A 24,523-nucleotide genomic window follows, 5' to 3' on the forward strand; every position below is an offset into this window, starting at 1 on the left:
TGACATTTTCTCAGCAGCGCGGGAAGGTGGAACCCCGGATCACCAACCTGTCGAGCCAACGCTACGGCGACGCAGGAGCACCCCAAACCGAAGACGGATGGGCCCAGACACGTGAACGATCTCCTGTCCCCCGATCTGCTGAAGGCGCGCAACGTCTTCATCAGCGGCGGAAGCAGCGGCATCAACTTGGCGATCGCCGACATGTGCGCCTCGTTGGGCGCCAACTTGCTCATTGCCGGCAGGACCGAGGCGACTCTGCGCGACGCAGTGACCCAGCTCGGCCGACACGGCACGAAGGTGGTGCATGCCGTCGCCGATGTGCGCGATGGCGACGCCGTGAACGCGGCCTTCGAGCACGGCATCCGCGAACTGGGCGGGGTCGATGCCGCGGTCTGCGGCGCCGCAGGCAATTTCTTAGCCGGAGCCGAGACGATCAGCACCAACGGTTTCAGGGCGGTCATGGACATCGACCTGCTCGGCAGCTTCCACTGGGCCAAGAGCGCGTTCGAGCACGTCCAGGTCAGCCGGGGGACGATCCTCTTCGTCTCGGCGGGCCAGTCGGAGACCGCATTCGCGTTCCAGGCGCACGTGAACGCGGCCAAGGCAGGAGTCGACCAGCTGATGCGGACCCTGGCCGTCGAGTGGGGCACCCACGGTGTTCGGGTGAACTCGATCGTGCCCGGGCCCACCGCGGGTACCGAGGGCATGAGGCGGTTGGCAGAGCTGGTCGGCGATGAGGTGTGGACCTCGATGATTCCCCTCGGCCGCTTCGCCGAGCTGCGGGAGATCGCAGCGATGGCCGCCGTCCTGATCTCCCCCATCGCGTCCTTCGTCAACGGAGCTCAGGTCGTCGTCGACGGCGGCATGATGTTGTCCGGTGCGTCGCCTTTCAACCGGGCCGTGGGCCCTGCGCTCGAGGCCGTCGCCCGGACGGTGCGCTCCTGACTTCGATCCGGTCCAACCTCCGGCCGAGCGGCACCCGTGGTTGAGACCAGCCCCCCACAGGAGGCCACGCGCACGGGGAGCAGGAGAGCGTTCGTTGCTGCGGCCGCGGCGTTGATCGTCGTCACCATGGGCGCGAACATGCCGCTACCGCTCTTCCCGAGGTACGTCGACGCCTACGGCCTGTCGGCCCTCGAGGTCACCAGCATCTTCGCGACCTACACCCTCGTCATCGCCCCTGCACTGCTCGTGTTCGGACCTCTTTCCGACGCCGTCGGCCGACGTCCCGTCCTCGTTGTGGCGCTGCTCGCTGCCGCGTCCGCCGCCGTCGTGCTCGGCTCGGCACAGAGTGTTGAGTGGCTCTATGTCGGACGCGCCCTTCAAGGACTTTCGGTCGGCGCAATTCAGGGGTCCGGAGCGGCGGCTCTGGCTGACACCCATCCGCGGGGCGATCTGGCGAGGGCTGCGGTGGCGGGAACCATCGCCACGTGCGTCGCCACCGCGGTGGGACCGATGACTGCAGGAGTGCTGGGGCAGTACCTACCCGCGCCGCTTCGCTTGTCCTTCGCCGTGGAGCTCGCGCTGGTCGCCATTGCCCTGACAGCTCTGCTGGCCGGCTTCCCGTCGTCGCCCACGGCAAGTCGTCGAGCGATCCGGATGAGCTGGCCGTCGGTTCCGGCGGCCATCCGACCCGCCTTCCTCCGCGCCACCAGCTCAGCGGTCCTCGCGTGGGCGGCGACGGCCCTCTTTCTCGCCCTGTCCCCCACCATCCTCCGGAAGATTCTCGACACCGACAACAGCGTCGTGTCGGGTGGCATCGTGGCGTTGATGCTGGTGACGTCTGTGCTGATCCAGCTGGGCGGGCGCGGACGCGACCACGTCACCCTCCAAGTCGTCGGACTTGCCCTGCTCATCGTGGCGCTCGGCATGTTCGTTGCCGCAGCATCGACGGACTCGGTGCTGCTCTGCGGGGCCTCAGCCGCGGTGGCGGGAGCGGGCCAGGGTCTGGCGTTCAGCGGATCGGCTCGGGCCGTGAGCACGATCGCGCCGAACGATCACCGCGGCAACCTCATGTCGCTGTTCTTCGTCGCGATCTACCTTGGCGTCACGGTCGCCATCGTCGGCCTCGGGCTCCTCTCCACCAGAGTCGGGCTGCTCCCGGCCGTACAACTGTTCAGTGTGGTCGCGTCAGTGGGGTGCCTGGCCGGGATCGTAAGTCAGGTTCGAGCGTTCGTGCTACCCAGATGAAGGAGGAGTGGCGGTGGAGGTACCGGCAACGATGAAGGCGTGGCAGGTCCACGAGTCCGGCGAACCCGACGACGTGCTCCAGGTGAATGACGTCCCCGTTCCCCGACCGGAGCCCGGTCAAGCCCTCATCAGGGTCGCGGCGTGCGGTCTGAACTTCCCCGACGTGCTCCAGTGCCGGGGGATGTACCACGACCGAGCGCCGCTGCCGTTCACCCCCGGCATGGAGCTGGTCGGGGAAGTTGTGGCCGGTACCGACCTAACGGCTGGACGGCGGGTGATCGCCCTGCCGACCTTGCGGTACGGCGCCCTGGCCGAGTACTGCATCGCTCCGGAGCGGGACGTGTTCGCCGTGCCTGACGACATGCGGGACGAGGACGCAGCGGGTTTCGCGATCGTGTACCAGACCGCGTGGCTCGCCCTGCACCAGCGGGCGGCGGCCCAGCAAGGCGAGACAGTCCTCGTGCACGGCGCCTCGGGCGGGGTCGGGATGGCCTGCGTCCAGGTGGCCCGGGCCGCCGGCCTTCGAGTCGTCGCGACGGTCCGCAGCCGGGCCAAGCAAGCAGTGGTCGAGGCATTCGGTGCCGACCTCGTCGTCGACACGACCGAGACCGACTTCGTCGCCGCGGTCAAGGACTTCACGAATGGTCGGGGCGCCGACGTGGTGATCGACCCGATCGGCGGCGAGGTCTTCGGTGCGTCGCGACGGTGCATCGCGTGGGAGGGCCGGCTCGTCGTACTCGGCTTCATGTCGAACGACATCCCCAGTGTGGCCGCGAACCAGGTTCTCCTGAAGAACTTCTCCGTCGTGGGGCTCAACATGGGTGCCTACCGCCAGCGCGCTCCGCACACCGCCCAGCGGGCGCACACGGCGCTGCTGGAGCTCTACGCGAGCGGTGCGCTCCGCCCGGTGCTCCACCCCCTGGCCGACGACACCGACGCTCGCACTGCCCTAGCCGATCTGGCCATGGGACGGGTGTCGGGCAAGGTCGTCGTCTTTCCCTTCAGAGCCTGACTCGCGTGGCGAGGGAGGCGAGCTCGCGTTCGTGACGCGGCAACCGCCCGCGACCGCGTGTCGACCAGTGGGAGCGGAGCTGGCGGGTCAGTTCGGCGGCAGGGTGCTTGGCCTTGGCCTCGCCGAGCACGCCGACGACCCGGTTGCACTCCAGGGCACGGGAGAAGCGTGCGGAGGACGAGTGCGGTCACACATCGGTGAGCCGGACCCCCGCGTGGGACTTGTAGCGTCGGTTCATCGAGATGAGGTTCGCGGTCAGCGCCTCCACCTGGTGGGCGTTGCGCAGCCGGCCGCCGTACACGCCGCGAACGCCCGGGATGACAGACGCGAGGTCCTGGACCCGGTCGGTCGCCTCGCGCACGTCACCGAGCACGAGGACGTCAGTCTCGATCGACGACACGTCGGGATCCTCCAGCAGCACCGCGGACACGTGGTGGAACGCCGCGACCACCGTCGAGTCGACCAGGACATCAGCCGCCTGTTGCGCAGCGGATCCCTCAGCCACCGGCAACGCGAAGGCACCCTGTGCGTCGAAGCCCAACGGGTTCACGCAGTCCACGACAACCTTGCCGGCAAGCTCGTCCCGGAGCGAGACGAGGAGGCCCCGGTGCCCGTCCCACGGCACGGCGACGATCACCACGTCACTCGCCGCGGCAGCCTCAGCATTGGTCAGGCCGCGGGTCGAACCACCCAGCTCCGCAGCAGTCTCTGCAGCACGCTCGGCGGATCGAGAGCCGATGACGACCGACAGCCCGGCTGCGGCGAATCGACGGGCAAGCCCCCGCCCCTGAGGACCCGTACCGCCGAGGACGGCGATGGTGGTCTCGTCGAACCTCGAGTTCACGTTCGGCGACTACACCGTGAAGGCGAGGGCTGCCGCGATGCGCCGACCGAGCTCGAAGTCGCCGTCGATCTCGACCTGGTCGGACACGTCGTCGAAGACGACACGTCCGCCCGCCAGCCGCATGAACAGCGACGACCCCATGCGCAGGATGACGTCGGGGTCCCGCGAGATCTCGGTGACGACCCGCGCACGGTCCGAGACGTCGACGTAGAGGGTGCGCTTCACCGGACCCATCAGCTCGACTGCCACCAGCGAGCCTTCCGGTGCCCGGCCCCGCTTCCCGACGACGAAGCCCAGCGCCCCCACGGCCTCCTCGAGAGAGGCCTCGGCGACCGGGCCGGCGTCGTTGCCGGCCCGGCCCACGGCGTACCGGATGTCCTGGTCGTGCATCCAGCAGTCGAAGACCCTGGTCCGCATGAAGGAGGCATAGGTGCCCTGGCCCGCTGGAGTCCACGACGGGGCCTCGAAGTCGTCGTCGGACATGGCGTGGAGGGCCGCGAGCCGCCCATCGGTCGTCGTACGGAACTCCTCGAGCAGCTCGTCCGGACTGTAGGACCGGTAGTGCTCGACCCAGGCCTCGTTGGTCATGCCGATGGCGTTGCGCACGTGCGGACGGTCAGCGGCCGACGCCGCCGAGGCCACGGCTTGCGAGATGCGATCCTGCATGTCGAGCACGCCCTCTTCGAGCATCTTCTCTGTGCCGAGGACGTGCGCCAGGGTGTCCTTCACGTCCCACCCGGGGAGGACCGGTGTCCGCCACTGGTCGGCCGTCAGCTCAACGGCCAACGCGTCGAGGTCTGCCCAGATCGTGCGCAGGAGCTCGGTGAGGTCTTGCTTCGTCGTCACTTGAAGGCTTCCGTCCGCTCGCGCTGAGGATCGTGCTCTCCGAAGTCGATGACTTCGCCGCGGTCGATGCTCACCCAGTCGCGAGCCTCGAGGTACGGCCTGATGGTCATGTTGATGTACTCCTCGTCCGCCGGGGTCTTGGGGTGCTGCAGCTCGAACAGGTGCGGGAATTCGTCCCACGCTGCAACGGCACGCCACAGCCGGATCGCGGCATCGTCGACGGGTGGGTCCATCAACACGGGGCCGAAAATGCAGTGCCCGTTGGGGAAGAACAGCGTCGGCACGCCGTAGCCCGAGGCATCGATCACCCGCTGGTGATCGGCCTTAACCTCGTCGTTGGTGGTCTCATCGGAGATCGCGAGATCCACGACGGACGAGTCTGCGCCGATGCCTTCCAGCAGGATCCGAGCCACCTCGGGGTCATGCGGACGTCGGCCCTGCAGGTGCAGCGCCTCGCCCGCGACCTTGAGCCACTTGTCCAGCAGTTCCTGGTCGGTGCGCCGCAGGTAAGCCGCGATCCGCATCATCGACCAGCCGTAGGACCACTTCCGCTCCCACGGGTGCTTCTTGCCTTCGACCCGGTTGATCTCTTCCAGGCTGAAGAAGCGCCAGTTGATCACCAGGCCCGTCTGCCGACGCACATCCCGCATCCACCGCGAGGTCTGGAACGCGAACGGACACATGATGTCGAGGTGGAAGTCGATGAAGGCGGGGAACTTGTCGTCGCTCACGGCGCCACCGCCGCACTCTCGGAGGCGTCACGCCACTCGAAGTCGCCCTCACCGGACTCCACGCAGTTGTTGCCCAGGGTGCCGATGCCCTCGACTGTCGTGGTCAGCAGGTCGCCCGGGACGAGGTACTCCGGTGGCTTCCGTCCCTGACCGACCCCGCTGGGCGTGCCCGTCATGATCACGTCGCCCACCTGGAGCGGCACGATGTGGGAGATGTACGAGATCAGCTCGGCGGTCGAGAAGACCATGTCCGACGTGCGCGAGTCCTGGACCGTGCGCCCATTGATATCGCAGGTGATCGCGAGGTCCCGACCATGGTCGATCTCGTCTCCGCTCACCAGGAACGGGCCGAGCGGGTTTGTCTTCTCGAACGTCTTCCCTTGAAGCCACTGCATGGAGCGAAACTGGAAGTCCCGAGCCGTCACATCGTTGCTCACGGTGTAACCCGCGACGAAGCCGAGAGCTTCGCGGGGACTCACCGCTCGTGCGGCTGTTCCGATCACCGCGGCAATCTCCGCCTCCCAGTCCACCGCCTCTGAGCCTCGTGGCATCACGATGTCGTCAGCGGCGCCGATCAACGACTCGGCGTACTTCGCGAAGAGCGTGGGGTACGCCGGCGGATCGGCACCCATCTCGAGAATGTGCTGAAGGTAGTTCGCTCCGACGCAGACGATCTTTCCGGGCCGGGTGACGACCGGTGCAAGGTCCGCACCCGCAAGCGCGATCTCGTCGGTGACCGGAGGCTCGTCGCCCGATGCCAGCACGGTCAGCAGAGTGTCCACGTCCGCGAGCCCGTAGAGCTCCAAGACGTCATCACGCACTCGAGCGGCGCGAGTGGCGCCGCTGACCCGGACGGTCGTGTATTTCATCGTGTTGTGCTCCCAGCGAGTGATCGGGCGCGGCGCATCTGTCGCGACGTCTGCGTGGCGCGGTAGAGGAAACAGAGGCTAGTTTCTAGCGAACCTAACTGTCAACACTTTTTGCACACGGTGGGACCAGACACGCCTCATGTGCGCCTGCGGGGCGCAGAGAACTCCTCTAGAACGGCATTAGGTGTTGACAAAAATCAGCGGCTCACGGCAGCGCCGACGACATCCCACCATCGACGTAGAGGGTGACTCCGCTGATGAACGACGCCTCGTCCGAGGCGAGCATCAGCACCGCCCCGGAGATGTCCTCGGGAAGGCCCATGCGGCGCATGCCTGGCAGGTGGTCACGGATCCAGGCGTCCCGCCCGCCCGCCCATCCCTCTTCGTCATCGAGCACTCCCAAGGTCTTGCGCACCATCGGCGTGTCGATCGTCCCGGGCGCCACGATGTTGACGCGGATACCCCGCTCGCCGTAGTCGAGCGTCGCCGACTTGGCCAGACCTTCGAGGGCTAGCTTGCTGGCGGAGTACGCCGCGGCGTTCGGTCGCGATGCGTGCTGGATGACCGAACCGGTCAGGACGATGGCACCGCCACGCTCGAGCAGGTGTGGGATCTGGAACTTCATCGACAGGAACGCGCCACGGGTGTTCACCGCGAAGATGTGGTCCCACTCCTTCACGGGCATCTCGTGGATCGGCGCGTAGCCGTTGGCGCCCGCGTTGTTGTGCGCCACGTCGAGACCGCCCAGGTAGTCGACGGCTCCCGCGGTCGCCTCGCGCACCGACTCGACGTCGGTGACGTCAACCTCGAAGAAGCGTGCGTCGCCACCTGCGTCCCTGATGAGCTCGACGGTCTGCACGCCGCCCGCCGTGTCGAAGTCGAGGCACGCGACCTTGCCACCCTCGGCGGCGAACGCTGTCGCGCTGGCCCGCCCGATACCAGATCCGGATCCCGTCACGATGACGGACTTACCTGTGAACCTGTGGCTGTTCGGCACTGCTACCTCGTTTCTGGAGCCTGCGCGGTCAGCCGCGTGCCGGCTCGTCGAAGGAAGCATCTGACGGCGCATTGAGCGGTGCGGCGGCCCAGCAGATGACACGTGAGCCATACCGAAGCCAGCGAATCACGCTCCGAATACAAGTGTCAACACTTAGGTTTACTCAGGTAGCGCGTTTCGTAGCGTTCGACGCAATGCGATGGGCTCGTACCGGGGATCGATGTACGTCAGCACCCCGAGTCCGATATGGCCGAGGTGTCGAGTGACCACCTCGGCAGCGCGCTCGCCGTCGCCCGCCTCACATGCGGCGAGGATCTCTTCATGTTCTCGCCTGGTCGGGCCACGGTCGGTTGCCACTCCGTAGTACAGGTGGACGTACCGGGCCGCATGCTCACGCAACTCCTCGGCCAGCCGACGTATGCGGCCGCTGCTGCGCGACATCGACGTCGAGTGGAAATCAAGGTGCGCCTTTTCCCACGCCGCGGGGTTCCCTTCCGCGTCTGCGTCGTCCATCCGCGCGAACGCCGAACGCATGTGTTCCACGTCCTCAGGCGTCATCAACGGTGCGCTGACCAAGACCGCCAACGCCTCGTTCACGCAGCGCAAGCAGTACAGTTCTTCGGCGTCCGTTGCCGTCAGTGGCGACACGCGGCTGCGTCGATTCTGTTCCGAGATGACCAGCCCCTCATTTTCGAGCAGCCTCAGAGCCTCGCGCAGCGGACCCCTGCTGATCTTCAATGCCCTGGCCACGTGGACCTGGTTGACGATGCCGCCCGGGGCCATTCGACCGGAGAGAATCTCGCCTCGAAGGTAGGCATGGGCCGTTGCAGTCGCATCAGGCGCGGCAGCTGGCGGGCGTTCCTCCGCGCCGGGCGCGAGCGTTGCTGACTCGGTTGCACTCAACAGCGGACCCCCATCAAAGTGACGACACTAGCCTGGTCGCAAATCTATCAAATCCGCCTCTGCGCGGAGAGGTACATACCACGGTGCGCGCGTCGTCATGAGCGAAGGCGCCGTGATCCTTGTCCGAGCGTGACGCTGGGACGGTCAATGTGTTCGCGGGGCTGGTCCAGGGAGCCGAGGTGTGAGAGACCCGGCACACCGGACCCTGTCCCCAGGATCCGTTTCGACTCATCGGACGCCCAAGGACTCAACCGCTCAGATGCGTTGACACCCGGACTGAGTCGGCCGGATCGTCCTCGGCCGGGATCGGCGCACTCGATGCGCTCGGCTCGCGGCTTCTCGCAGCGCCTCCTCTGCCGTGCGTTGCCTGCAGGCTGGCGAGCGCAACCGCGACCAACAAGGCCAGCCCGTTGAACAGGGGCGTGATCCAGTAGTCGTTCCCGAAGAACGTCAGCTGCATACCGCTGACGCCGATGGCCAGCGCGTACAGCGCGAGCAGCGTCCCCCACACGTTGGCACGACTCTTGATCTGGGTGGCACCGAAGAAGACCGCGGCGAAAGCCGGGAAGAGATATCCAGGTCCAAGATCGGGTGTGAAGAGGAAGTTCTTGCTGATCAGCAGGATCCCCGCGAGCCCCGAGATCATCGCTGAGGCCACAAGGGACCCCCAAATGATCCGGTCGGTCTCGACACCGGCGAGACGAGCCGCTTCGGGATTACCGCCGGTGGCGAGGATCCCACGCCCCAGCGGAGTGTGCTCGAGCACGTACCAGACAACCAGCGCGAGCAACAACAGGACGTAGACGTCGTAGCTGATGCCGAAGGCGGTTGAGCGAGTGACCTTCTGCAACCAACTCGGGAACACGCCGGAGATCTGCTGGTTGACGCTGACCCGAAGCATGACCGCAGTCAGCAGCTGGCTCACTCCGAGTGTCGCGATGAACGAGTTGACGCGAAGCTTGACCACCAGCAGTCCGCTCAGTGCACCCATCGCCCCGCAGGCGAGGATTGCCACGACCACGGAAGATGCCGGCGGTGCGCCTGCCTTGAGCATTGCTGAGAAGATCCCCGCGGAGAATGCGACCATCGCGCCGACCGACAGGTCGAAAGCGCCCGCCAACAGCGGGATCAGCGCCGCGATGGCGAGCATGCCGACGGTTGCTTGATCAGAGAGCACCAGTCGCAAGGTGGTCGTCGTCGGGAAGACGTCAGGTGCTGTGAGAGTAAACGTGATGACAAAGACGAGCAGCAGCCACCCTGCGCTGAATCGCCGCACGCTCAGAGCGAGGGCACCTCTCAATGTCCGGTGGCCGCCGGCCTCGAGTGGAGACATTGCACGTTCCTTAGGTGGTAGAGACAGGGAAGGTCCCGTACGACGGAGACAGGGTCAATCGATCGATGTTCTCTTCGGTGACTGCCGCATCGTTCAGCTCGGCGATAACACGCCCGCGGTGCAGGATGACGACGTCGGAGCAAAGGCTTGCGAGCTCGTAGTTGTCGGAGGACGAGATGATGATCGTCGTCGTCGCTGAGATCTCGCGAATGACCGAGTGGATCTCGGCAATGGCACCGACGTCTACCGCCTGCGTGGGCTCATCGAGGACGAGGACCTTGGGGTCGACGTGCAGGGATCGGGCCAACACGATCTTCTGCTGGTTCCCGCCGCTGAGCGTGAGGATCGAGCCGTTGACCGTGGCTCCCCTGATATGAAGGCGATCTATCCAGCGTTTCACTGCTCGCGCCTCGGCTTCGGGACGTGTTCGGCTCATTCGGCGCCGGCGTCCCATCGAGGAAATCGTGAGGTTCTCGCGGATGTTCTGATTCGGTATGACGGCATTGGCCAGCCGCTCGGCAGGTACCAGTGCCATCCCCATCCGTATCGCGGCCCCCGGGCGGCCGGGAGGCACCATCCGACCGTCGATCGCGACGGTCCCAGTTCGCGGTGCGCCACCGAGCAGAAGATGAGCGAGTTCCTCACGACCTGATCCAGTGATGCCGGCAACGCCGAGAATCCGCCCCGGACGCACGGTCTTGGTGAATCCACGAATGACTGCGCCACCGACGTCGGCGAGCTCAAGGACCCCCGCAGGATCCGAAGACCGATCCGCGCACACGGGCCGCCGAGCAATGTCACGCCACTCAGAGCTACCGACAACCAGATCGGCCAATCTGTCCTGGTCAAGACCGGCGACGGACTCGTCGGCTACTACCTGGCCGTCCCGCAACACCGTCACGGTCTCGCAGACCGCCATGATCTCCTCGAGATGATGAGAGACATAGAGCACGCCGACAGACTGCAACCGGAGCGCTCGCACAAGCTCGAGTACCCTCGAAACCTCTTGGTCAGGCATCGAGGCCGTGACCTCGTCGAGAACGACAACCCGAGGTCTCGGCGATCCCGGTCGATCGAACAGCGCACGAGCGATACCGACAGCGCTTCGAGTAGCGGCAGGCAACTCACCCACTGGTGTTCGGGGATCCAGCGGATGGCCGAGGCGCTCCAGTTCCTCGGCAACCCGGCCGTGTTGACGCTTCCAGTTGATACGGCTGATTGCGTTCCCCGAATATCCAGAACCAATCGACACATTCTCGGTCACAGACAGCGTCGGGATGAGCCCCATCTGCTGATGCACGAAACGCAACCCAAGTCTTTCGCTTGCTGCCGGATCGGCCCACGCCAGGACCTCTCCACCCACCTCAGCAAGACTCCCGGGATCGGGCTGATACTGCCCAGCCAGTACTTTCACCAAGGTGGACTTCCCCGACCCGTTGTGACCTACCAGCCCCCTGACCTCGCCACTGGCAACACTGAGAGCTACATCAGCCAAGGCTCGCGTCCCGAGAAACGACATCCCCATCGACTCGACGCGCAAGGCAGCCGGTTCGACGTTCGACGTTGCTGTCTCCGCCACGACGGTTCCCTTTCGCTCATAGTGGTGAACCCATCAGGGTCGAGTCGCGAGTGTCCTGGCGACTTCTCGCGGATCTGCGATCGGACAGCCCGGTCACGCGGCTGCTACCGACGGACTTGCGTCGCCACGACGTCTGCGCGCTTGCTAGCTCAGCTGCCAGAGGCGCTTGAACTGGCTCCGGTAGTCCTCCGGGCCCGGCCACAGAGTGTTCGGGTCGCCGACGTTGTCCTCGGTTTGCACCAGAAGCGGGACCACCGCCTTCCAGTTCGGATCCAGATCCATGCCCAGGCTGTACCGCGCCATGGCGTCGACGACCATCCAGCCGGCCCACGGAAGGCCAACCGTGAGACCCATTTGTTGGCTACCGCTCTTGATATCCGCCAGGTTTCCGGGCCCGTTCGAGAAGACTGAGACATCAATCCCGTCAGCACCGAGCTTCAGCCCAGCCGCGCTCGCAGCCGCTGGGAAACCCGTGGAGAAAGCGCCGACAGCGAACACCACATGGTCGACGTGGGGATGTGAGCGGAGATAGCTCACGACCTTGGCCGGGACAGCGCCAGACGTGACGTCCGAAAACGGCACGTCGACGTGGCCGAGCGCGCACGCCGGACAGTTCTTGCTCATCTCCGCCGCGAACGCATCACCGTAGTCCTGAAGCCCCGGAATCGAGGGCACGTTCACGAGGAGGACGTCACCACTGGCCTTGCTTTGGCTGATGACGTAGTCGGCGTTGAGCCTTGCGCCGACTTCGAAGTCGCTGCTGCCGAAGGGATTGCTGAACCGCCAGGCCGCCTTGCTCGGGGGCTCTGGGGCAACAGCAGGGAAGACAGGGATCCCCGCCGCCTTGGCGTCCGCGATGCTGGACTTGATGACGGACTCCGGGACGGACAGGTAGGTGATGAAGTCCGCCTTGGCCTGAATTGCCTGCTGGATCGCGGTGTTCGCAGAAGCGAAATTGCTGACGTCGTAGTTCAGGCGCGTCACTGTCCAACCAACCGCCTTGGCCGCCTCATTGAACGCGTCGATGACCCTCTCGCCGTCGGGAGTGGTGTTCCCGACGAAGAACACCTTCTTGCCGACTGGCGGAGCACTGGTGAGGGGGACGTCGAGGCCGATCGACGTCGGCGGCTTGGCCGCAGCCGCGTACGCCGAGGTCGCTGCATCGAGACCGGCGTTGTCCACCCGAGTGTCTTTGCCATTCGCATTTGAGCCGCAGCCAGACAAGGCCAACGCCAAGGCGGTCGAGCCGGCTGCGAGTTGCAGTGCTCGGACCAGGTATCCGCTCATGTGTTGCTCCCAGGATCTCAGCCGGCCGTCGCGGCCCGGGGTGTGACGTGTGTCCCATACCTTCGACCCAAAGGCTGCTACTGTCAACACTTTGATGAAAGCTCTGGCTCGATCGACGTCAACAAGCCGCTCCAACGTGCACTCGCTTCAAACTCGTCGCCTGCCTGGGCCAAGCCAATACGCGCCCAAATTCCGGGGAGCATTGGGTACTACGGTCCGCAAAATGTCCACACTTCCCGACCGAAGTGACAACAATCAACCTAGGATTTTGCCCATGGACAAGACGAGGGAAGTTCGCGAGTACGACGTGATCATCGTGGGCGCCGGGTCGGGGAACACGATTCTCACGCCCGACTTCGACGAACAGAACGTCGCCATCGTCGAAAGAGCTGCCTTCGGAGGCACGTGCCTCAACCGGGGTTGCATCCCGACGAAGATCTTCGCCTACACGGCCGACACGGCGCAGACGGTGCGACACGCGGGTCGGCTCGGTATCGAGGCCAGCCTGCGGGGTGTGCGGTGGGGCGACGTGGTCGACCGCGTGTTTGGACGAATCGATCCGATCGCAATTGGTGGCCATAAGTACCGAGAGGGCCAGGACGGCACCACTGTCTTCGGTGGAGATGGGCGCTTCATCGAGGACAAGGTGCTGGCCGTCCACTACGACGACGCCGAGGCGGACTATCTGACGGCACCTACAATCGTGCTCGCCACTGGTTCGTCGCCATCAGTGCCGCCCATCCTCGGGCTCGATAGCGTCGACTTCTACACCAGTGACACGATCATGCGGATCGCAAGCCCGCCACGACGGCTCCTGATCCTCGGAGGTGGATTCATCGCCATGGAGATGGCGCATGTCTTCGATGCGCTCGGCTCCGAGGTCGTCGTGGTGGAGGCGCTCAGCCGCCTGCTCATGCGCGAAGACGAGGCGGTCAGTGAGTTGTTCACCGAATTGTCCAACGAGCGGTACGACTGCTATCTCTCGGCTCGTGTGGACAAGGTCCATCAAGACCTCAGTGGTGAGATCTTCATGGACGTGACGGTCAACGGGTCGTCCCGCACCCTGCGAGGCGACGCGCTACTGGTCGCGACGGGGCGCGTCCCCAACAGCGGAGGCATGGGGTTGGAGAGCACCGGCGTGTCCGTTGACGACCGCGGCTACGTGCTCACCGATGAGTACATGCGAACCACCCAACCTGGCATCTGGGCCCTGGGCGACATCACGAACCCGATGCTGCTGAAGCACACCGCCAACGCAGAGGCACGCGTTGTCGCTCACAACATCGCCCACCCCGACGACCTCGAGAAGGTTGACCTGTGGCCGGTTCCGCACGCGGTCTTCGGAGCACCGCAAGTCGCTGCGGTGGGAGCCACCGAGCAGGAGTTGCGCCAGATGGGCGTTGACTACGTCGTCGCCGTGCAACGGTATGCGGACGTCGCATATGGCTGGGCGATGGAGGACTCGGCACACTTCTGCAAGCTATTGGCTGACCCGATGTCACGACAGTTGCTTGGGGCCCACATCGTCGGCCCTCACGCCAGCATGATGATCCAGCAGCTCGTCATGGGCATGAAGTTCGGGCTCACGGTCGACGCAATGGCCCGCGGCATGCTCTACGTCCATCCCGCTCTCACCGAGGTCGTCGAAAACGCGCTTCTCCAGCTCTGAGACGTAGGTGAGGAGAGGGCGCGCAGCTTAGCGAAGCGCGGAACGGAGTACGGAGGACTCGTGAGCTTGCCGAGACATCACAACTAGACCGACCCGTTGGGGTGACGCATACGGACGTAGGCCTCGACCTCAACCGTCATCGCCACGGCTCCTTCGATGACGAGCTGTCCATGCTTCTGCACCAGCGCCCGGTCGGGCCGGTTATAGGAAATGTCCGCGACCGTCAGAATGCCATGGAGCTCGTCGCCAGGGCGCACAGGGCGCAGAAGCTGGACGTTCCGGATCGCGCGCCCCGCCACAATGTCCCAGTGTTGGAAGGCACCGAGCACCGCAAGGCGCTGAAAAATGCTAAGGGTGTGAGCGCCGCTGGCGACGATACCACCGAAGTATCCGCTGGCGGCGGCGACAGGATCGGTGTGGAACGGTTGCGGATCCCACTGGGTGGCGAACGCAATGATCTCCTTGCTCGTCGTCACGTAAGAGCCGAGATCAATCTCCCGCCCGACTACGAGGTCTTCCGCGCACAGCTTGTGCGACGTCATGCGATAGCTCGGCGTCGGACGGTCAGGATCAGCGAAGGCGTCATGCGGTCCATTCTTCGTTGTCGGCCGTAGGAACGGCTGAACGTCAGGCCCGAAGGACACCCGGCCGCCATTACCCGCGGCCAAGGGTGCTGTGGGAGCGCACCGATCGCCGACCCATCAGACCGATCGCCGCCAGACGTGCGCGATCTCGCGCGGATAGTCCGGGTGGCTCGCCGGCACGACCGAGCTGGAGACCGCGGTCTTGCACTCGGGGCAGAAGTACTGGCGGAACTCGATCGGTTCGTCGACGTAGATCGTTGCGTCCTCGACCATCCTCGGCCCGGCGTCGCTTGGACGGCCTCGGCTAACAAGGAGGTCAAGCTTCTCGTCGTCCGGGCTGCCAAAGGATGCCGCACAATGTGCGCAGGCCACGATGACATCACTTCCCTTCGTCACCTTGAGGAAGTTCTCATCCAGGCGCTCTGCACCGTCGATGTCCACCCAGGTCCGCGAGGGTGTGTCCACTCCCCCAACGCCCGCGCCCCGGGCCGCGCGGATCTCGGCCCGGCGCCTGTGCGTTGCGTCGGCATCGATCTGAGCGCCGGTCATCACGACTCCGTAGAGGGTGCGGGCGGCGTCGCTGCTTACTTTGCCGTCCCGGACATCGGCGGCGACGTCCTCGACTTCGCGGGACAACGGGTCGCCATAGCCGCCGCCACCCTGCCAGAGCATCGAGAAGACCTCACCAGGAGCGACATAGGTGTGTCCGTAGCAGGGCTGGACCTCAGGGTGTCCGCCGACCTCGGCCAATGAAGTCGGCAGTTGACCCTGGTCGAGGAGCGCGTTCACATCCGCACCGCGGGCGATGATCTCAAGGCCGCTGTTGCCCGGATAACCTCCGGCCATGCCATTGTTCTGACTGATCGCCTTGCCAGCGGCCGCGAGCACCAGCCCGATCGGCAGGCTCGTGCCATGAGGCGTGATGCCCACAGAGGCACTCACTCCGCCACGCCGCCGGCCCGGGCCACCGGAGTCGATCTCTTCCCGCCGCCACAGGGACAGCACTGGGTACATGAACTCGGTCATCTCGACGTCCGGAACCCGGCCCATCGGAATCCCGAGGAGACCGCCGGTGTCGAGCCCGTCGGCTTCGGGTCTGGCTCCCAGGCCTCCCGCCATCGGGTCCATGATGATTGAGAGGAAGGGGGCCGGAAGGTCGCCGCGCTCGTCGAGGCCGGCGATGACTGCGGTGTCCCACGTGCCGGAGCAGGTCGCTTGCACGTGGCCCTCGGTGACATCCAGAGCGCGGTCGAGCATCTGCGAGAGGCACTCCGCCACCAGATTGCCTGTCAGCCACGCGGGTCCGATCGGCGCGCGACTCACGGCTGCGGGGAAGGTCGCGTTGTTCAACGTTCCTTCCTCACTGAGGATGCTGAAGCAGCGCATCAGTCCACCCGTCGACCAAGGAATGTCGCCGGCGAGATGAGGGAGCAAGGCGAGCATGATGCCTCCGCGCATGCCGGCGTAGGTGCAGTTGATGACTCCCGCCTGCGGATCCGTGCCGGTGAAGTCGAAGGCGAGGTGGTCAGCCTCCTTCGTCATGGTGACGGTGATGCCGTGCAGATTGCGGTCGCCTTCGTGCGATTGATCCTGATAGCCGGTCGCCTTCCACGAGCCATCCGGGATGGCGGTGAGCTTTGATCGCAGTCGGCCCTCGGCGTCGTTCATCATCCGTTTCATGACGGCTTTGACCGTGTCAGGGCCGTACTGCTCGATGATCTGAAGCAACTGATCGCGCCCGACCGAATTGGATCCGACCTTCGCGCGCAGGTCGAGGCCGACCATGAGCGGCACCCGGGAGCGTCGGACCCACATGTCGGCGATGTCGCTCTGCAGCGTGAAGTCACGCACCACCTTGACTGGCGGTGTCGGCAACGACTCCGAGAAGACATCCTCGGCCGCCGGGGAGAACGAGCCGAGGCCCACGCCACCGAGGTCGGCCTGATGGGCAACTGCGCTGGTCCAAGCGAAGAGCTGGCCGTCATAGAAGACCGGTTGGTAGACCATCGCGTCGTTCTGGTGCAGTCCGCCGCCGACCCACGGGTCGTTGCATAGGAACATGTCACCTTCGACGATGCCGGGGTTTTCGGCGCGATGCTTAAGCGTCCAGTAGATCGCGAGGTCGACCGAGCCGACGAGCATCGTGTTGTAGAGGCCGACCTGCACCTCCTGGCCCAGCTCATCGCTGAGCGCAAAGTCGAAGTCGTTCGCGTCCGTGACGATCGGCGACCCAGACATGCGCATGAGCGCTTGGCCCATCTCGTTGGTCACCGACCACAACCGGTGGCGGATGACCTCATAGGTCAACGGGTCGACTGCTTCGATCTGCTCTTGGCTCACGCAGTGGAGCGGCACATGCTTCAGTGCACCCCTCTCCAACTCGTCAAGATCGACCAGCCGACTTACGAATTTCTCCGAACCTGCCACGGGCATGCTCATGCTTTGGCTCCTTCACGGCTGATAACGAGGTTGCCGAGGTCGTCGATGACGCCCGTGAACCCGCCCGGTATGACTGCGGTGGTGGTGGGGACCTCGATGATTGCTGGGCCTGGCAGTACATGACCGGCGCGGAGTCGGGTGTAGTCGTACACCGGAGTGTCGACGAACCCCTTGGAGATGTCGAGGAAGACCGGCCGGACCTCTGACTGCGCCTCCGCCACAGAAGGCGTCAACGAACGTTCCAGGAGCGGGAGTTGCGGCGAAAAGGGCATAACTCCCGTACCGCGGACCCGGTAGGTGATGGCTTGCATGCCGGCCTCGCGGAAGCCCGAGTCCTTCCCGTACAGCTCAGCGTATGCGCGCTCGAAGTCGGCGACGGTCCCGTCGAGGACCGAGTCGCTCAACTCACCCAGGGGCACGGGCACCGGCACTTCGGCGAGCTGCATGGCGTATCGCATGTCGATCTCGCGCTCAAACCGCACCTGTTCGAAGGCGACGCCTTGGCACTCGAGCCCGGCGCGCACCTCGTCCTCGAGCCGCTTGAAGTTGGCGTCAGCTCGGGAGGAGTCGAGCGGGATCTGCGCGGGGTCACTGAGCTCGGCGTTGAGAATAATGTCGGACGAGGCGAGGCCGTAGGCCGAGAATGCCGAGGCGACGGCGCCGAGCGGCACCACGACCTCCGGGACGCCGAGCGAGGCCGAGTATGCGGCACAGAACGCCGGCCCGGAGCCGCCGAAGGCGTACAGCACGAAGTCGCGCGGATCCCGGCCGGTCTCCACTACCGTTTTGCGGAGCAGGTCGCCGGTCTGCGCCGTCTGTGCGACATAGATGGCTGCGGCCGCGTCCTCGATGCTGAGACCGAGTGGCTCGGCGACCTTGACGCGGATGGCCTCTCGGGCGCGCTTGACCGACAGGGGCTTGGCCCCACCCAGTAAGCCGCGTTCCGGCAAGATGCCGAGGACGAGGTTCGCGTCGGTGTTGGTGGGGTTCTCTCCGCCTTGGTCGTAGCACGCAGGACCGGGCACGGCTTGGGCGCTGTGTGGCCCGATACGGAGATTGTTGCCTGCGTCGACCCAGGCGATGGCACCACCACCCGACCCGATCGCGTCGACTTTGAGAGCGGGCACGTTCACGGGGTGGTGGTTGATGATGGTCGTCGCCTCGCGCACCGGCTGGCCGTCGACGATGAGTCCCACGAGGAAGGTGGTGCCACCGACATCGGTAGCGATGATGTTGCGGTGACCGAGCTGGCCAGCTAGGGCCAGCGAGCCGATGACACCTCCGGACAGAACCGAACCAACCGTGCTGATGGCGCGTACGGGTGCCTGGTCGGCGGTGACGGCCCCACCGTTGCTCTGCATGACGAGCAGCGGGCCGGTCAGGCCACGCTCAGTCAGTGTGTTCTGGAGCGACTCGAGGTAGTCACGCAGACCGGGCCCGATCTGCGTACTCATGATGGTGGTGGCGTGGCGAGCGTACTCGCGGATTCGGGGGCTAACCGTCGAGGACGTCGCGACGAAGACGTCGGGATCGGCCTCGTGGATGAGCTCGACGAGGCGCTCCTCGTGCACGGGATTGCGGAATGACCACAGCAATGAAACGGCGATCGCGCGCACACCTTGGTCGAGCAAGTCGCGGATGGCAACGCGCGCCGCATCCTCGTCCAGAGACACCACGATTTTGCCATCGCGGTCGATGCGCTCAGTGACCTCCACGGCCAGACGTTTGGGGATCAACTGGTGATCCTTGGTCTGAGTGATCGGGTTCTGCAACTCATGGGCCCCCCGGCCTAGGTACCGACCCTCCACATTCATGATGAAGATGGAGTCGCGATGACCGCGCGTGCTGATGAAGCCGACCTCGGGCACATTGCCCGTCACCAGCGCGTTGAGCGAGGAAGTGGTGCCGTGCGCGATGTGGTGCGTGTCTGCCAGCATTTCGCGGGTCGAACGGCCGAGCTGCGCAGCAAGAAGATCGAGACTGCTCAGCACGCCGACCGAATAGTCCGGCGGCGTCGACGGCGTCTTGGCCGCGACGATCGTGCCCGTCCCGTCGTCAAGCACCGCGTCGGTGAAGGTTCCGCCGACGTCTACTCCGATGACATATGCCATGGGCCTACTCCTGATCAGACGAGTGTGACGTGAGTCATTATTTGACACAAGTGACGAGTAGTCAACGTTTTTGTCCAACTGCTAGACCCGCCGCAAGACGAGGCGCGCCGCACCCCTCACGAGGTCGAGACGCCGCCGGAATCTCTGCGCCTATCGATCGGCGTGCGTCACGTCCGAACGGTCGACTCTGCGGATCGTGGCTGACCGGCGGCCGCACGAATGACCGCCTAGGTTGCGAGCGTGTCGAAACGCTCCCGGATCCATGGATCAAAGAGGCCGGCAGCAACTGCGTATCCGGTGGGCTCGCCCTCGGCTAGCGGTTGGCCGAAGTGGGCTCCGCGCACCCGGTGGCGCACCTTGTCTGTGGCACCGAGCGCCGCGAACATCCGTGCGGAGTCAGCGGGTAGGGCTGCCTGATCGCCGGTGAACTCGATGAAGATCGTCGGCACCATGACCCCGGCCGCGCATCGCTCGAACCCGGCATTGCTAGTCGTTGCGGACCAAGTCGAGAGCCAGGCATCTGGCGTCGTGAGACGTCCGAAGCCGACCAGTCCGTAGTTGGTCAGATCGGGACGGCGCCCGAACAACGATCCGTAGGGTCGGTCGTTCGGGTCAATGCTGAGGTCGACGTAGCGCGGGTCCGCGTCGGTGCGGTACGTGGAGATGATGCGGGGCGCGAGGGCGGCGCGGCGATCGGCCGGATCCTCGGTGCGCGCGAAGCGTGCACGATGCTCCGCGGCCTGGCCAGCGAGTTCGAGGGCGACGGCGTCGATGTGCTTGATGCGGCGCACCTGGCCCTTGCGGTACTCGGCCAAGAAATCCGCGTCGTACGAGGACTTCGCCGGGCCGGGTACGAAGCCGTTGCCCAGCGCATACATGTCCAACGCCGGTTCGACAGACAGTGCGTCAGCGTCATCGGTGACGGACGGATCGATACAAGACTGGAGGACCTGACCCTGTCCGGGGTGCGGCGCGAGGAACAGTGCGCCGTCAGGCACCGGCATCGGGGCGCCAGAGAGGGAAATCGGTCGACCCGCGGGCGTGACATCGATGCGGAACTCCGGCTCCGTCGCCGCCTGCTCGATGTAGTAGGCCATCAGGGCTCCACCGCCGGAGTGCCCGAACGTCAGCACGTTCTCGAAGCCGAGCTCGTGCAGCCGCAGCTGGCCGGCCGCGACGTCGAGGATCGCCTGCTCGTGCACCAGGTTGAGGTCGTTGTTTGGTGAGCGCGTGTCCTGCGTCCAGACGGAGACGCCGGCGCGGAGGAGATAGCTCACCATCGGGTGGTGCGCCAGCATCTGGCGGGGGTGCGCCAGGCAGACCACGGTGGTGGAGCCAGGGCGTGCGTGGAGCACGCCCATCACGCGCGCCCCGTCGAAGGTCTTCAGCTCGTGCAGGGTCGTCACCACGTCGGCCGGGGTCTCGACGCCGGCTACGTCGCGCCCCGCGCCGAGGCGGTCTACCGCTCCTTCCTGCGCGGTCACGTCACGTCCCGCTCGAGGTCGGAGGACAGGTCCTTCTCGACGGCCGACCTGGAGACCGGGCCGACGGCTGCATCGGACGGCCCCGGCGTGATGCGCAGAACTGCCTTGTCCCACTGGCTCACGTGCCCCGATCGCACGGCGGCCACGGAACTGAACCACACAGCGTTGCGGCAACCCGTCGCGTCGCGATCGATCTCGATGACTCCGTCACTGCTGACCTCGTAGTACGGGCCGCGCTTGACGACATCGACGTCCCGGTCCTTCGCCGCGACCTCAGCGAGCGGCCGGAAGTCCTCGACGTCCAGCACGAAGAGCGTGACGGTCATACGAACGACACCTGGGCCGGTTCGTCAGCGTAACGCTGCGCAATGAGTTCTGCCTTGATTTGGTAGAAGCGCTCCAGTGAGGGATTGTTCTCGTCCACGACTGCCTCCAAGGCATCGACGCTGAGGTTGGCGTCTATGTCGTCCTCGACCGTGATCGGTCGCAGAGGCCGCGTGATCTCGATCAGATAGCCGTTGGGATCCGTGACGTAGATGGACTCCACCGTCTCGTGACGGACCTGCAGCTCGCACGGGTGTGAGCTCTCGTCGAGGCGCCGCCGGTATTCCTTCAGGTCATCCTCGCTGTCGACGTGGATGGCGAGGTGTCGCGCGCGCTTCAACAGCTCGGGAATATTCGGGTCCTCGTACTTCTCCACGCCGAAGTAGTAGAAGAAGGCCAAGCGATCGCCCTGACCGATGTCGAAGAAGAAGTGGATGAAGTCTGGATGTTCTTCTGGGCCCCAGCCAAGCGCGCATGTCGCGTGCACCACCGGGAACCCGAGGATGTCGCGGTAGAAACGGATGGTCTCTTTCGCCTCATACGTTGGGAACGCCGCGTGGTCCACACCCTTTACGGAGTGATCCAATTTCGTCATGTTGCCTCCTGGCCCTTAATCGAGGCGGCGGTGGGTGCCGCCACCATCGAGTCTGACACTAGTGACAAATCTTCGTCAACCGGTGAGCGTCAGAGGACGAGAGCACCACCGCGGCGGCGCAACCTGGGCTACCCGCCGGCGTGGGACGTTCAGCGGCCGTCAGGTGAGGTGGCGCAGCCGTTCGACTTGGCGCTCGATGACGTCTAGAGCATGAGCGGTCGTGAGGGGTTCCGTGGGTTCCGCCGGAGGTGTGAGGATCGCGAGCGCGGCGTCAGCGATCTGCTCGGCAACCGGCGCGCTCGACCGATCGGGACCGGGCTCGAACCACCACGCCACCCAGTTGCACATGCCGATGATCGCCAGGGCCGCGACCCTGACGTCCGCAGCGGAGAACAGGCCCGCCTTGATACCCCGGTCGATGACGTCGATCACGACGTTGAGGGCCTCGCGTCGTCCTGCCAGGTAGTCCTTGGCAAGCGCCGGCGGCAGGGCGGATTCGGAGCGATCCAGCAGCCGAAACCGTCGGCCGTTCGCGGCTCGTTCGGCAACGAGATGTAACGCCAGCCGTCGGATCGCAGTCCGCGGATCCGATTCTTCGACCGCGATCGTCTTCATGTCGGTCACGTTCTGCACGGCGAACTCCGACACGACGTTGGCAAGGATCTCTTCCTTGCTGCTGACGTAGTAATACAAAGCCTGCCGGCTGATGCCTACGGCTTCGGCGATGTCCTGCGGAGTGGTGCCGGCATAGCCACGCTCGGCGAACAACTCCGCAGCCTTCTCGTAGATTTCGATCTCGAGCAGTTCCCGGCGCTTGGAACGTCGCCCGTTAGGTTCTGACTCGGACGAATTCGCAGGAGTCGCCTTGGCGCGGGGCATATCGCGATTCTAGACTCGCCGCCGGACCCGAACCCCCTCAAGGGGTTCGAGCGCCTCGCTCCGTGTCGTCCACCGACGGCGTCGCGCGCCGACGGGACCGACTCGACGGACCGCGCAACTGGCGATGCACAGTCAGGACCTGACCCGTCGCGGCTCTTTGTCGATCACCGCACAGGGCCTCTCGCGGAATCGACACGGAGCGTCGAAGCCTGCCTGCGGAGCGAGCGGCGATCGATCTTTCCCACTTCACTGGCTCGAGGCATCTCATCGAGCCATATCACTCGCTCGGGCCACTTGTATTTCGCGACGCCAAGACCGTCGAGATGCGCACGGAGCTCGTCGATGCCGATGGGGTCACCCGGGCCGGAGATGAAGGCGCACGCTCGCTCTCCGAGTCGTTCGTCGGGCATCGGGACAAGTGCTGCTTCGCTGACAGCCGGGTGCATGACCAGCAAGAGCTCAACCTCACTGGTACTGATCTTCTCGCCGCCCCGGCTGATCATGTCTTTGATCCGGCCGTCGACCGTCAGGCACCGCACACCGTCGATGACCCGGTCGGCCATCAGATCTCCCGACCGGTAGAAGCCATCGCTGGTGAATGCGGTTGCGTTCTGGGCAGGGGCGTTGAGGTACCCCCGAAGCGTGTACGGACCCCTTGCGCACATCTCACCGACTTCGCCAGGCGCCACCGGCTCCTCGGTATTGGGCACGTAGATGCGCACCTCGTCCGCCTCGCTGATCGGAACTCCCACGCCGGCGAGCCGCGCCGATCGCGGGTAGTGCAGCGGCGTGACCGCGCACAGCCCTTCGCCCATGCCAAACACCTGACCCGCCCAAATGTTCTGGGCCTCCAAGGCCTCGAAGTGAGACTCAGGCACCTTCTTGCCACTGAACAGCACACGCTTCAGATGCGACACCTTCTTCATCCGTTCGTCGAGCACGGCGTCGTAGGCGAACGGGCCCAGCAGAACGTCGGTCGCGCCTTGGTCGATCAGGGTCCAGAAGAGGCTGTCGAGGTCCGGGGTGCCGAGGACGACGGTCGCGCCCACGCTGTGGGGGCCTTGCAGACCAATGATGATGCCGGCGTTGTGGATGACCGGACCGATGTAGGCGACACGATGATCCTTGGTCCACTCCATGGCACGGGCGAACTCGAAGCTGTACGCCCAGTACCCAGCTTGGACGCACGGGATGACCTTCGGCACTCCGCTCGTCCCGCCCGACAGTTGGTAGGCCACGACGGACTGGGGACCCATAGAGGACTGGACGTCCTCAACCGTCTGGCGGGCAGCGGCGGGATCGATGCCGATTCCGAGTGACTCGAAGGAGGTGGCGCCGTGGGATGCCGGTCCGTCGATCGTCAGGATGAGGCGAGGCTCGTCAGCGTCGGCGGCCTCCTTGACGGCGAAGTCCACCAGATCGAACCGTGGGTTGGACGCAGCAACGAGGTGGGCGGCTGGAGCCACCTGCCGGCCGATCTCGGAGATCTCGTGGTGACGGTGCAGCGGCAGCGTGCAGACGGGGACCAGCCCGGCCTTCAGCAGCGAGTACCAGGCCACGACGGTGCCGGCGGTGTTGTGGATCTGCAGGAGGACGCGGTCGCCTGGTTGTAGTCCGAGCGCCAACAGTCCAGCGGCCCGGAGGTCTGTCACCGCATCCAGCTCGGCGTACGTCAGCTCCGTGTCGGCGGTGACCAAGGCGACGCGCTCACCGTTCGCGACGGCGATGTCATGCAGGTGTCCGGCGACGGTGCCCTCACGCCAAGCACCGCTCGCGAGGTAGAAGGACTCGACGTGGGCCGGAAACGGCACGACATCCTGTGGGGTGCTGATGGGCATGCTTGACCT

21 protein-coding genes are annotated in these 24,523 nt (G+C 65.3%); 4 read left to right on the forward strand and 17 right to left on the reverse strand.

The genetic code is table 11. From position 1 onward, the window contains the following. Window positions 1–111: 111 nt before the first annotated feature. Genes ACVW00_RS16820 through ACVW00_RS16830 form a run of 3 tightly spaced genes read left to right on the forward strand, consistent with a single transcriptional unit; the run spans window position 112 to window position 3,202 of the window. Window positions 112–945 (forward strand): SDR family oxidoreductase, encoded by an 834-nt coding sequence (locus ACVW00_RS16820; RefSeq protein WP_457112046.1) that lies wholly within the window; start codon window positions 112–114, stop codon window positions 943–945. A gap of 36 nt (window positions 946–981) precedes the next feature. Further along, window positions 982–2,190 (forward strand): MFS transporter, encoded by a 1,209-nt coding sequence (locus ACVW00_RS16825; protein WP_457112047.1) that lies wholly within the window; start codon window positions 982–984, stop codon window positions 2,188–2,190. 13 nt (window positions 2,191–2,203) lie between these two features. Further along, window positions 2,204–3,202, forward strand: a complete 999-nt coding sequence (locus tag ACVW00_RS16830; RefSeq protein ID WP_457112048.1) for an NADPH:quinone oxidoreductase family protein — start codon at window positions 2,204–2,206, stop codon at window positions 3,200–3,202. A 187-nt stretch (window positions 3,203–3,389) separates the two neighbouring features. Here the strand turns inward: ACVW00_RS16830 and npdG are convergent, their stop codons facing one another. From npdG to ACVW00_RS16875, 9 genes are all read right to left on the reverse strand, one after another. Beyond that, window positions 3,390–4,046 carry an NADPH-dependent F420 reductase gene (gene npdG / locus ACVW00_RS16835; RefSeq protein WP_457112049.1) on the reverse strand — a complete coding sequence of 219 codons (657 nt, stop codon included), beginning with the start codon at window positions 4,044–4,046 and terminating at the stop codon, window positions 3,390–3,392. Between the two features lie 9 nt (window positions 4,047–4,055). After that, window positions 4,056–4,892 (reverse strand): maleylpyruvate isomerase family mycothiol-dependent enzyme, encoded by an 837-nt coding sequence (locus ACVW00_RS16840; RefSeq protein WP_457112050.1) that lies wholly within the window; start codon window positions 4,890–4,892, stop codon window positions 4,056–4,058. Beyond that, on the reverse strand, window positions 4,889–5,623 hold the full coding sequence (locus ACVW00_RS16845) for a mycothiol-dependent nitroreductase Rv2466c family protein (protein WP_457112051.1): 735 nt from the start codon (window positions 5,621–5,623) through the stop codon (window positions 4,889–4,891). The genes ACVW00_RS16840 and ACVW00_RS16845 overlap by 4 nt, the downstream gene beginning before the upstream one ends. After that, window positions 5,620–6,492, reverse strand: a complete 873-nt coding sequence (locus tag ACVW00_RS16850; protein WP_457112052.1) for a fumarylacetoacetate hydrolase family protein — start codon at window positions 6,490–6,492, stop codon at window positions 5,620–5,622. Before ACVW00_RS16850 ends, ACVW00_RS16845 begins: the two co-directional genes overlap by 4 nt. 205 nt (window positions 6,493–6,697) lie before the next feature. Next, window positions 6,698–7,450: an SDR family NAD(P)-dependent oxidoreductase gene (locus ACVW00_RS16855; RefSeq protein ID WP_457112053.1), complete on the reverse strand. Its 753-nt coding sequence runs from the start codon at window positions 7,448–7,450 to the stop codon at window positions 6,698–6,700. Between the two features lie 198 nt (window positions 7,451–7,648). Next, on the reverse strand, window positions 7,649–8,392 hold the full coding sequence (locus tag ACVW00_RS16860; protein WP_457112054.1) for a GntR family transcriptional regulator: 744 nt from the start codon (window positions 8,390–8,392) through the stop codon (window positions 7,649–7,651). A gap of 247 nt (window positions 8,393–8,639) precedes the next feature. Beyond that, window positions 8,640–9,725 carry an ABC transporter permease gene (locus ACVW00_RS16865; protein WP_457112055.1) on the reverse strand — a complete coding sequence of 362 codons (1,086 nt, stop codon included), beginning with the start codon at window positions 9,723–9,725 and terminating at the stop codon, window positions 8,640–8,642. Window positions 9,726–9,735: 10 nt separating this feature from the next. Continuing rightward, window positions 9,736–11,304, reverse strand: coding sequence for a sugar ABC transporter ATP-binding protein (locus ACVW00_RS16870; protein ID WP_457112056.1), 1,569 nt, complete (start codon window positions 11,302–11,304; stop codon window positions 9,736–9,738). A gap of 144 nt (window positions 11,305–11,448) precedes the next feature. Further along, on the reverse strand, window positions 11,449–12,591 hold the full coding sequence (locus ACVW00_RS16875) for a sugar ABC transporter substrate-binding protein (protein ID WP_457112057.1): 1,143 nt from the start codon (window positions 12,589–12,591) through the stop codon (window positions 11,449–11,451). Between the two features lie 274 nt (window positions 12,592–12,865). On the opposite strand from ACVW00_RS16875, the gene ACVW00_RS16880 reads away from it, so the two are divergent. Further along, window positions 12,866–14,260, forward strand: coding sequence for a mycothione reductase (locus tag ACVW00_RS16880; protein WP_457112058.1), 1,395 nt, complete (start codon window positions 12,866–12,868; stop codon window positions 14,258–14,260). A gap of 83 nt (window positions 14,261–14,343) precedes the next feature. Here the strand turns inward: ACVW00_RS16880 and ACVW00_RS16885 are convergent, their stop codons facing one another. The 8 genes from ACVW00_RS16885 to ACVW00_RS16920 form a co-directional block, all read right to left on the reverse strand. After that, on the reverse strand, window positions 14,344–14,802 hold the full coding sequence (locus ACVW00_RS16885) for a MaoC/PaaZ C-terminal domain-containing protein (protein WP_457112059.1): 459 nt from the start codon (window positions 14,800–14,802) through the stop codon (window positions 14,344–14,346). 159 nt (window positions 14,803–14,961) lie between these two features. Next, window positions 14,962–17,283: a hydantoinase B/oxoprolinase family protein gene (locus ACVW00_RS16890; RefSeq protein ID WP_457112060.1), complete on the reverse strand. Its 2,322-nt coding sequence runs from the start codon at window positions 17,281–17,283 to the stop codon at window positions 14,962–14,964. Next, window positions 17,280–19,394, reverse strand: a complete 2,115-nt coding sequence (locus ACVW00_RS16895; RefSeq protein ID WP_457112061.1) for a hydantoinase/oxoprolinase family protein — start codon at window positions 19,392–19,394, stop codon at window positions 17,280–17,282. Before ACVW00_RS16895 ends, ACVW00_RS16890 begins: the two co-directional genes overlap by 4 nt. Window positions 19,395–19,621: 227 nt before the next feature. Next, window positions 19,622–20,878: an alpha/beta hydrolase gene (locus ACVW00_RS16900; RefSeq protein ID WP_457112062.1), complete on the reverse strand. Its 1,257-nt coding sequence runs from the start codon at window positions 20,876–20,878 to the stop codon at window positions 19,622–19,624. Then, window positions 20,875–21,204 carry a hypothetical protein gene (locus tag ACVW00_RS16905; protein ID WP_457112063.1) on the reverse strand — a complete coding sequence of 110 codons (330 nt, stop codon included), beginning with the start codon at window positions 21,202–21,204 and terminating at the stop codon, window positions 20,875–20,877. The genes ACVW00_RS16900 and ACVW00_RS16905 overlap by 4 nt, the downstream gene beginning before the upstream one ends. After that, entirely contained in the window at window positions 21,201–21,797 is a 597-nt protein-coding gene (locus tag ACVW00_RS16910) for a VOC family protein (RefSeq protein WP_457112064.1), read from the reverse strand. Before ACVW00_RS16910 ends, ACVW00_RS16905 begins: the two co-directional genes overlap by 4 nt. A 159-nt stretch (window positions 21,798–21,956) precedes the next feature. Continuing rightward, window positions 21,957–22,676 (reverse strand): TetR/AcrR family transcriptional regulator, encoded by a 720-nt coding sequence (locus ACVW00_RS16915; RefSeq protein ID WP_457112065.1) that lies wholly within the window; start codon window positions 22,674–22,676, stop codon window positions 21,957–21,959. 164 nt (window positions 22,677–22,840) lie between these two features. After that, complete coding sequence (locus tag ACVW00_RS16920) at window positions 22,841–24,514, reverse strand: AMP-binding protein (RefSeq protein WP_457112066.1); 1,674 nt, start codon at window positions 24,512–24,514, stop codon at window positions 22,841–22,843. Window positions 24,515–24,523 lie beyond the last annotated feature (9 nt).

This window comes from Marmoricola sp. URHA0025 HA25, from assembly GCF_054059435.1.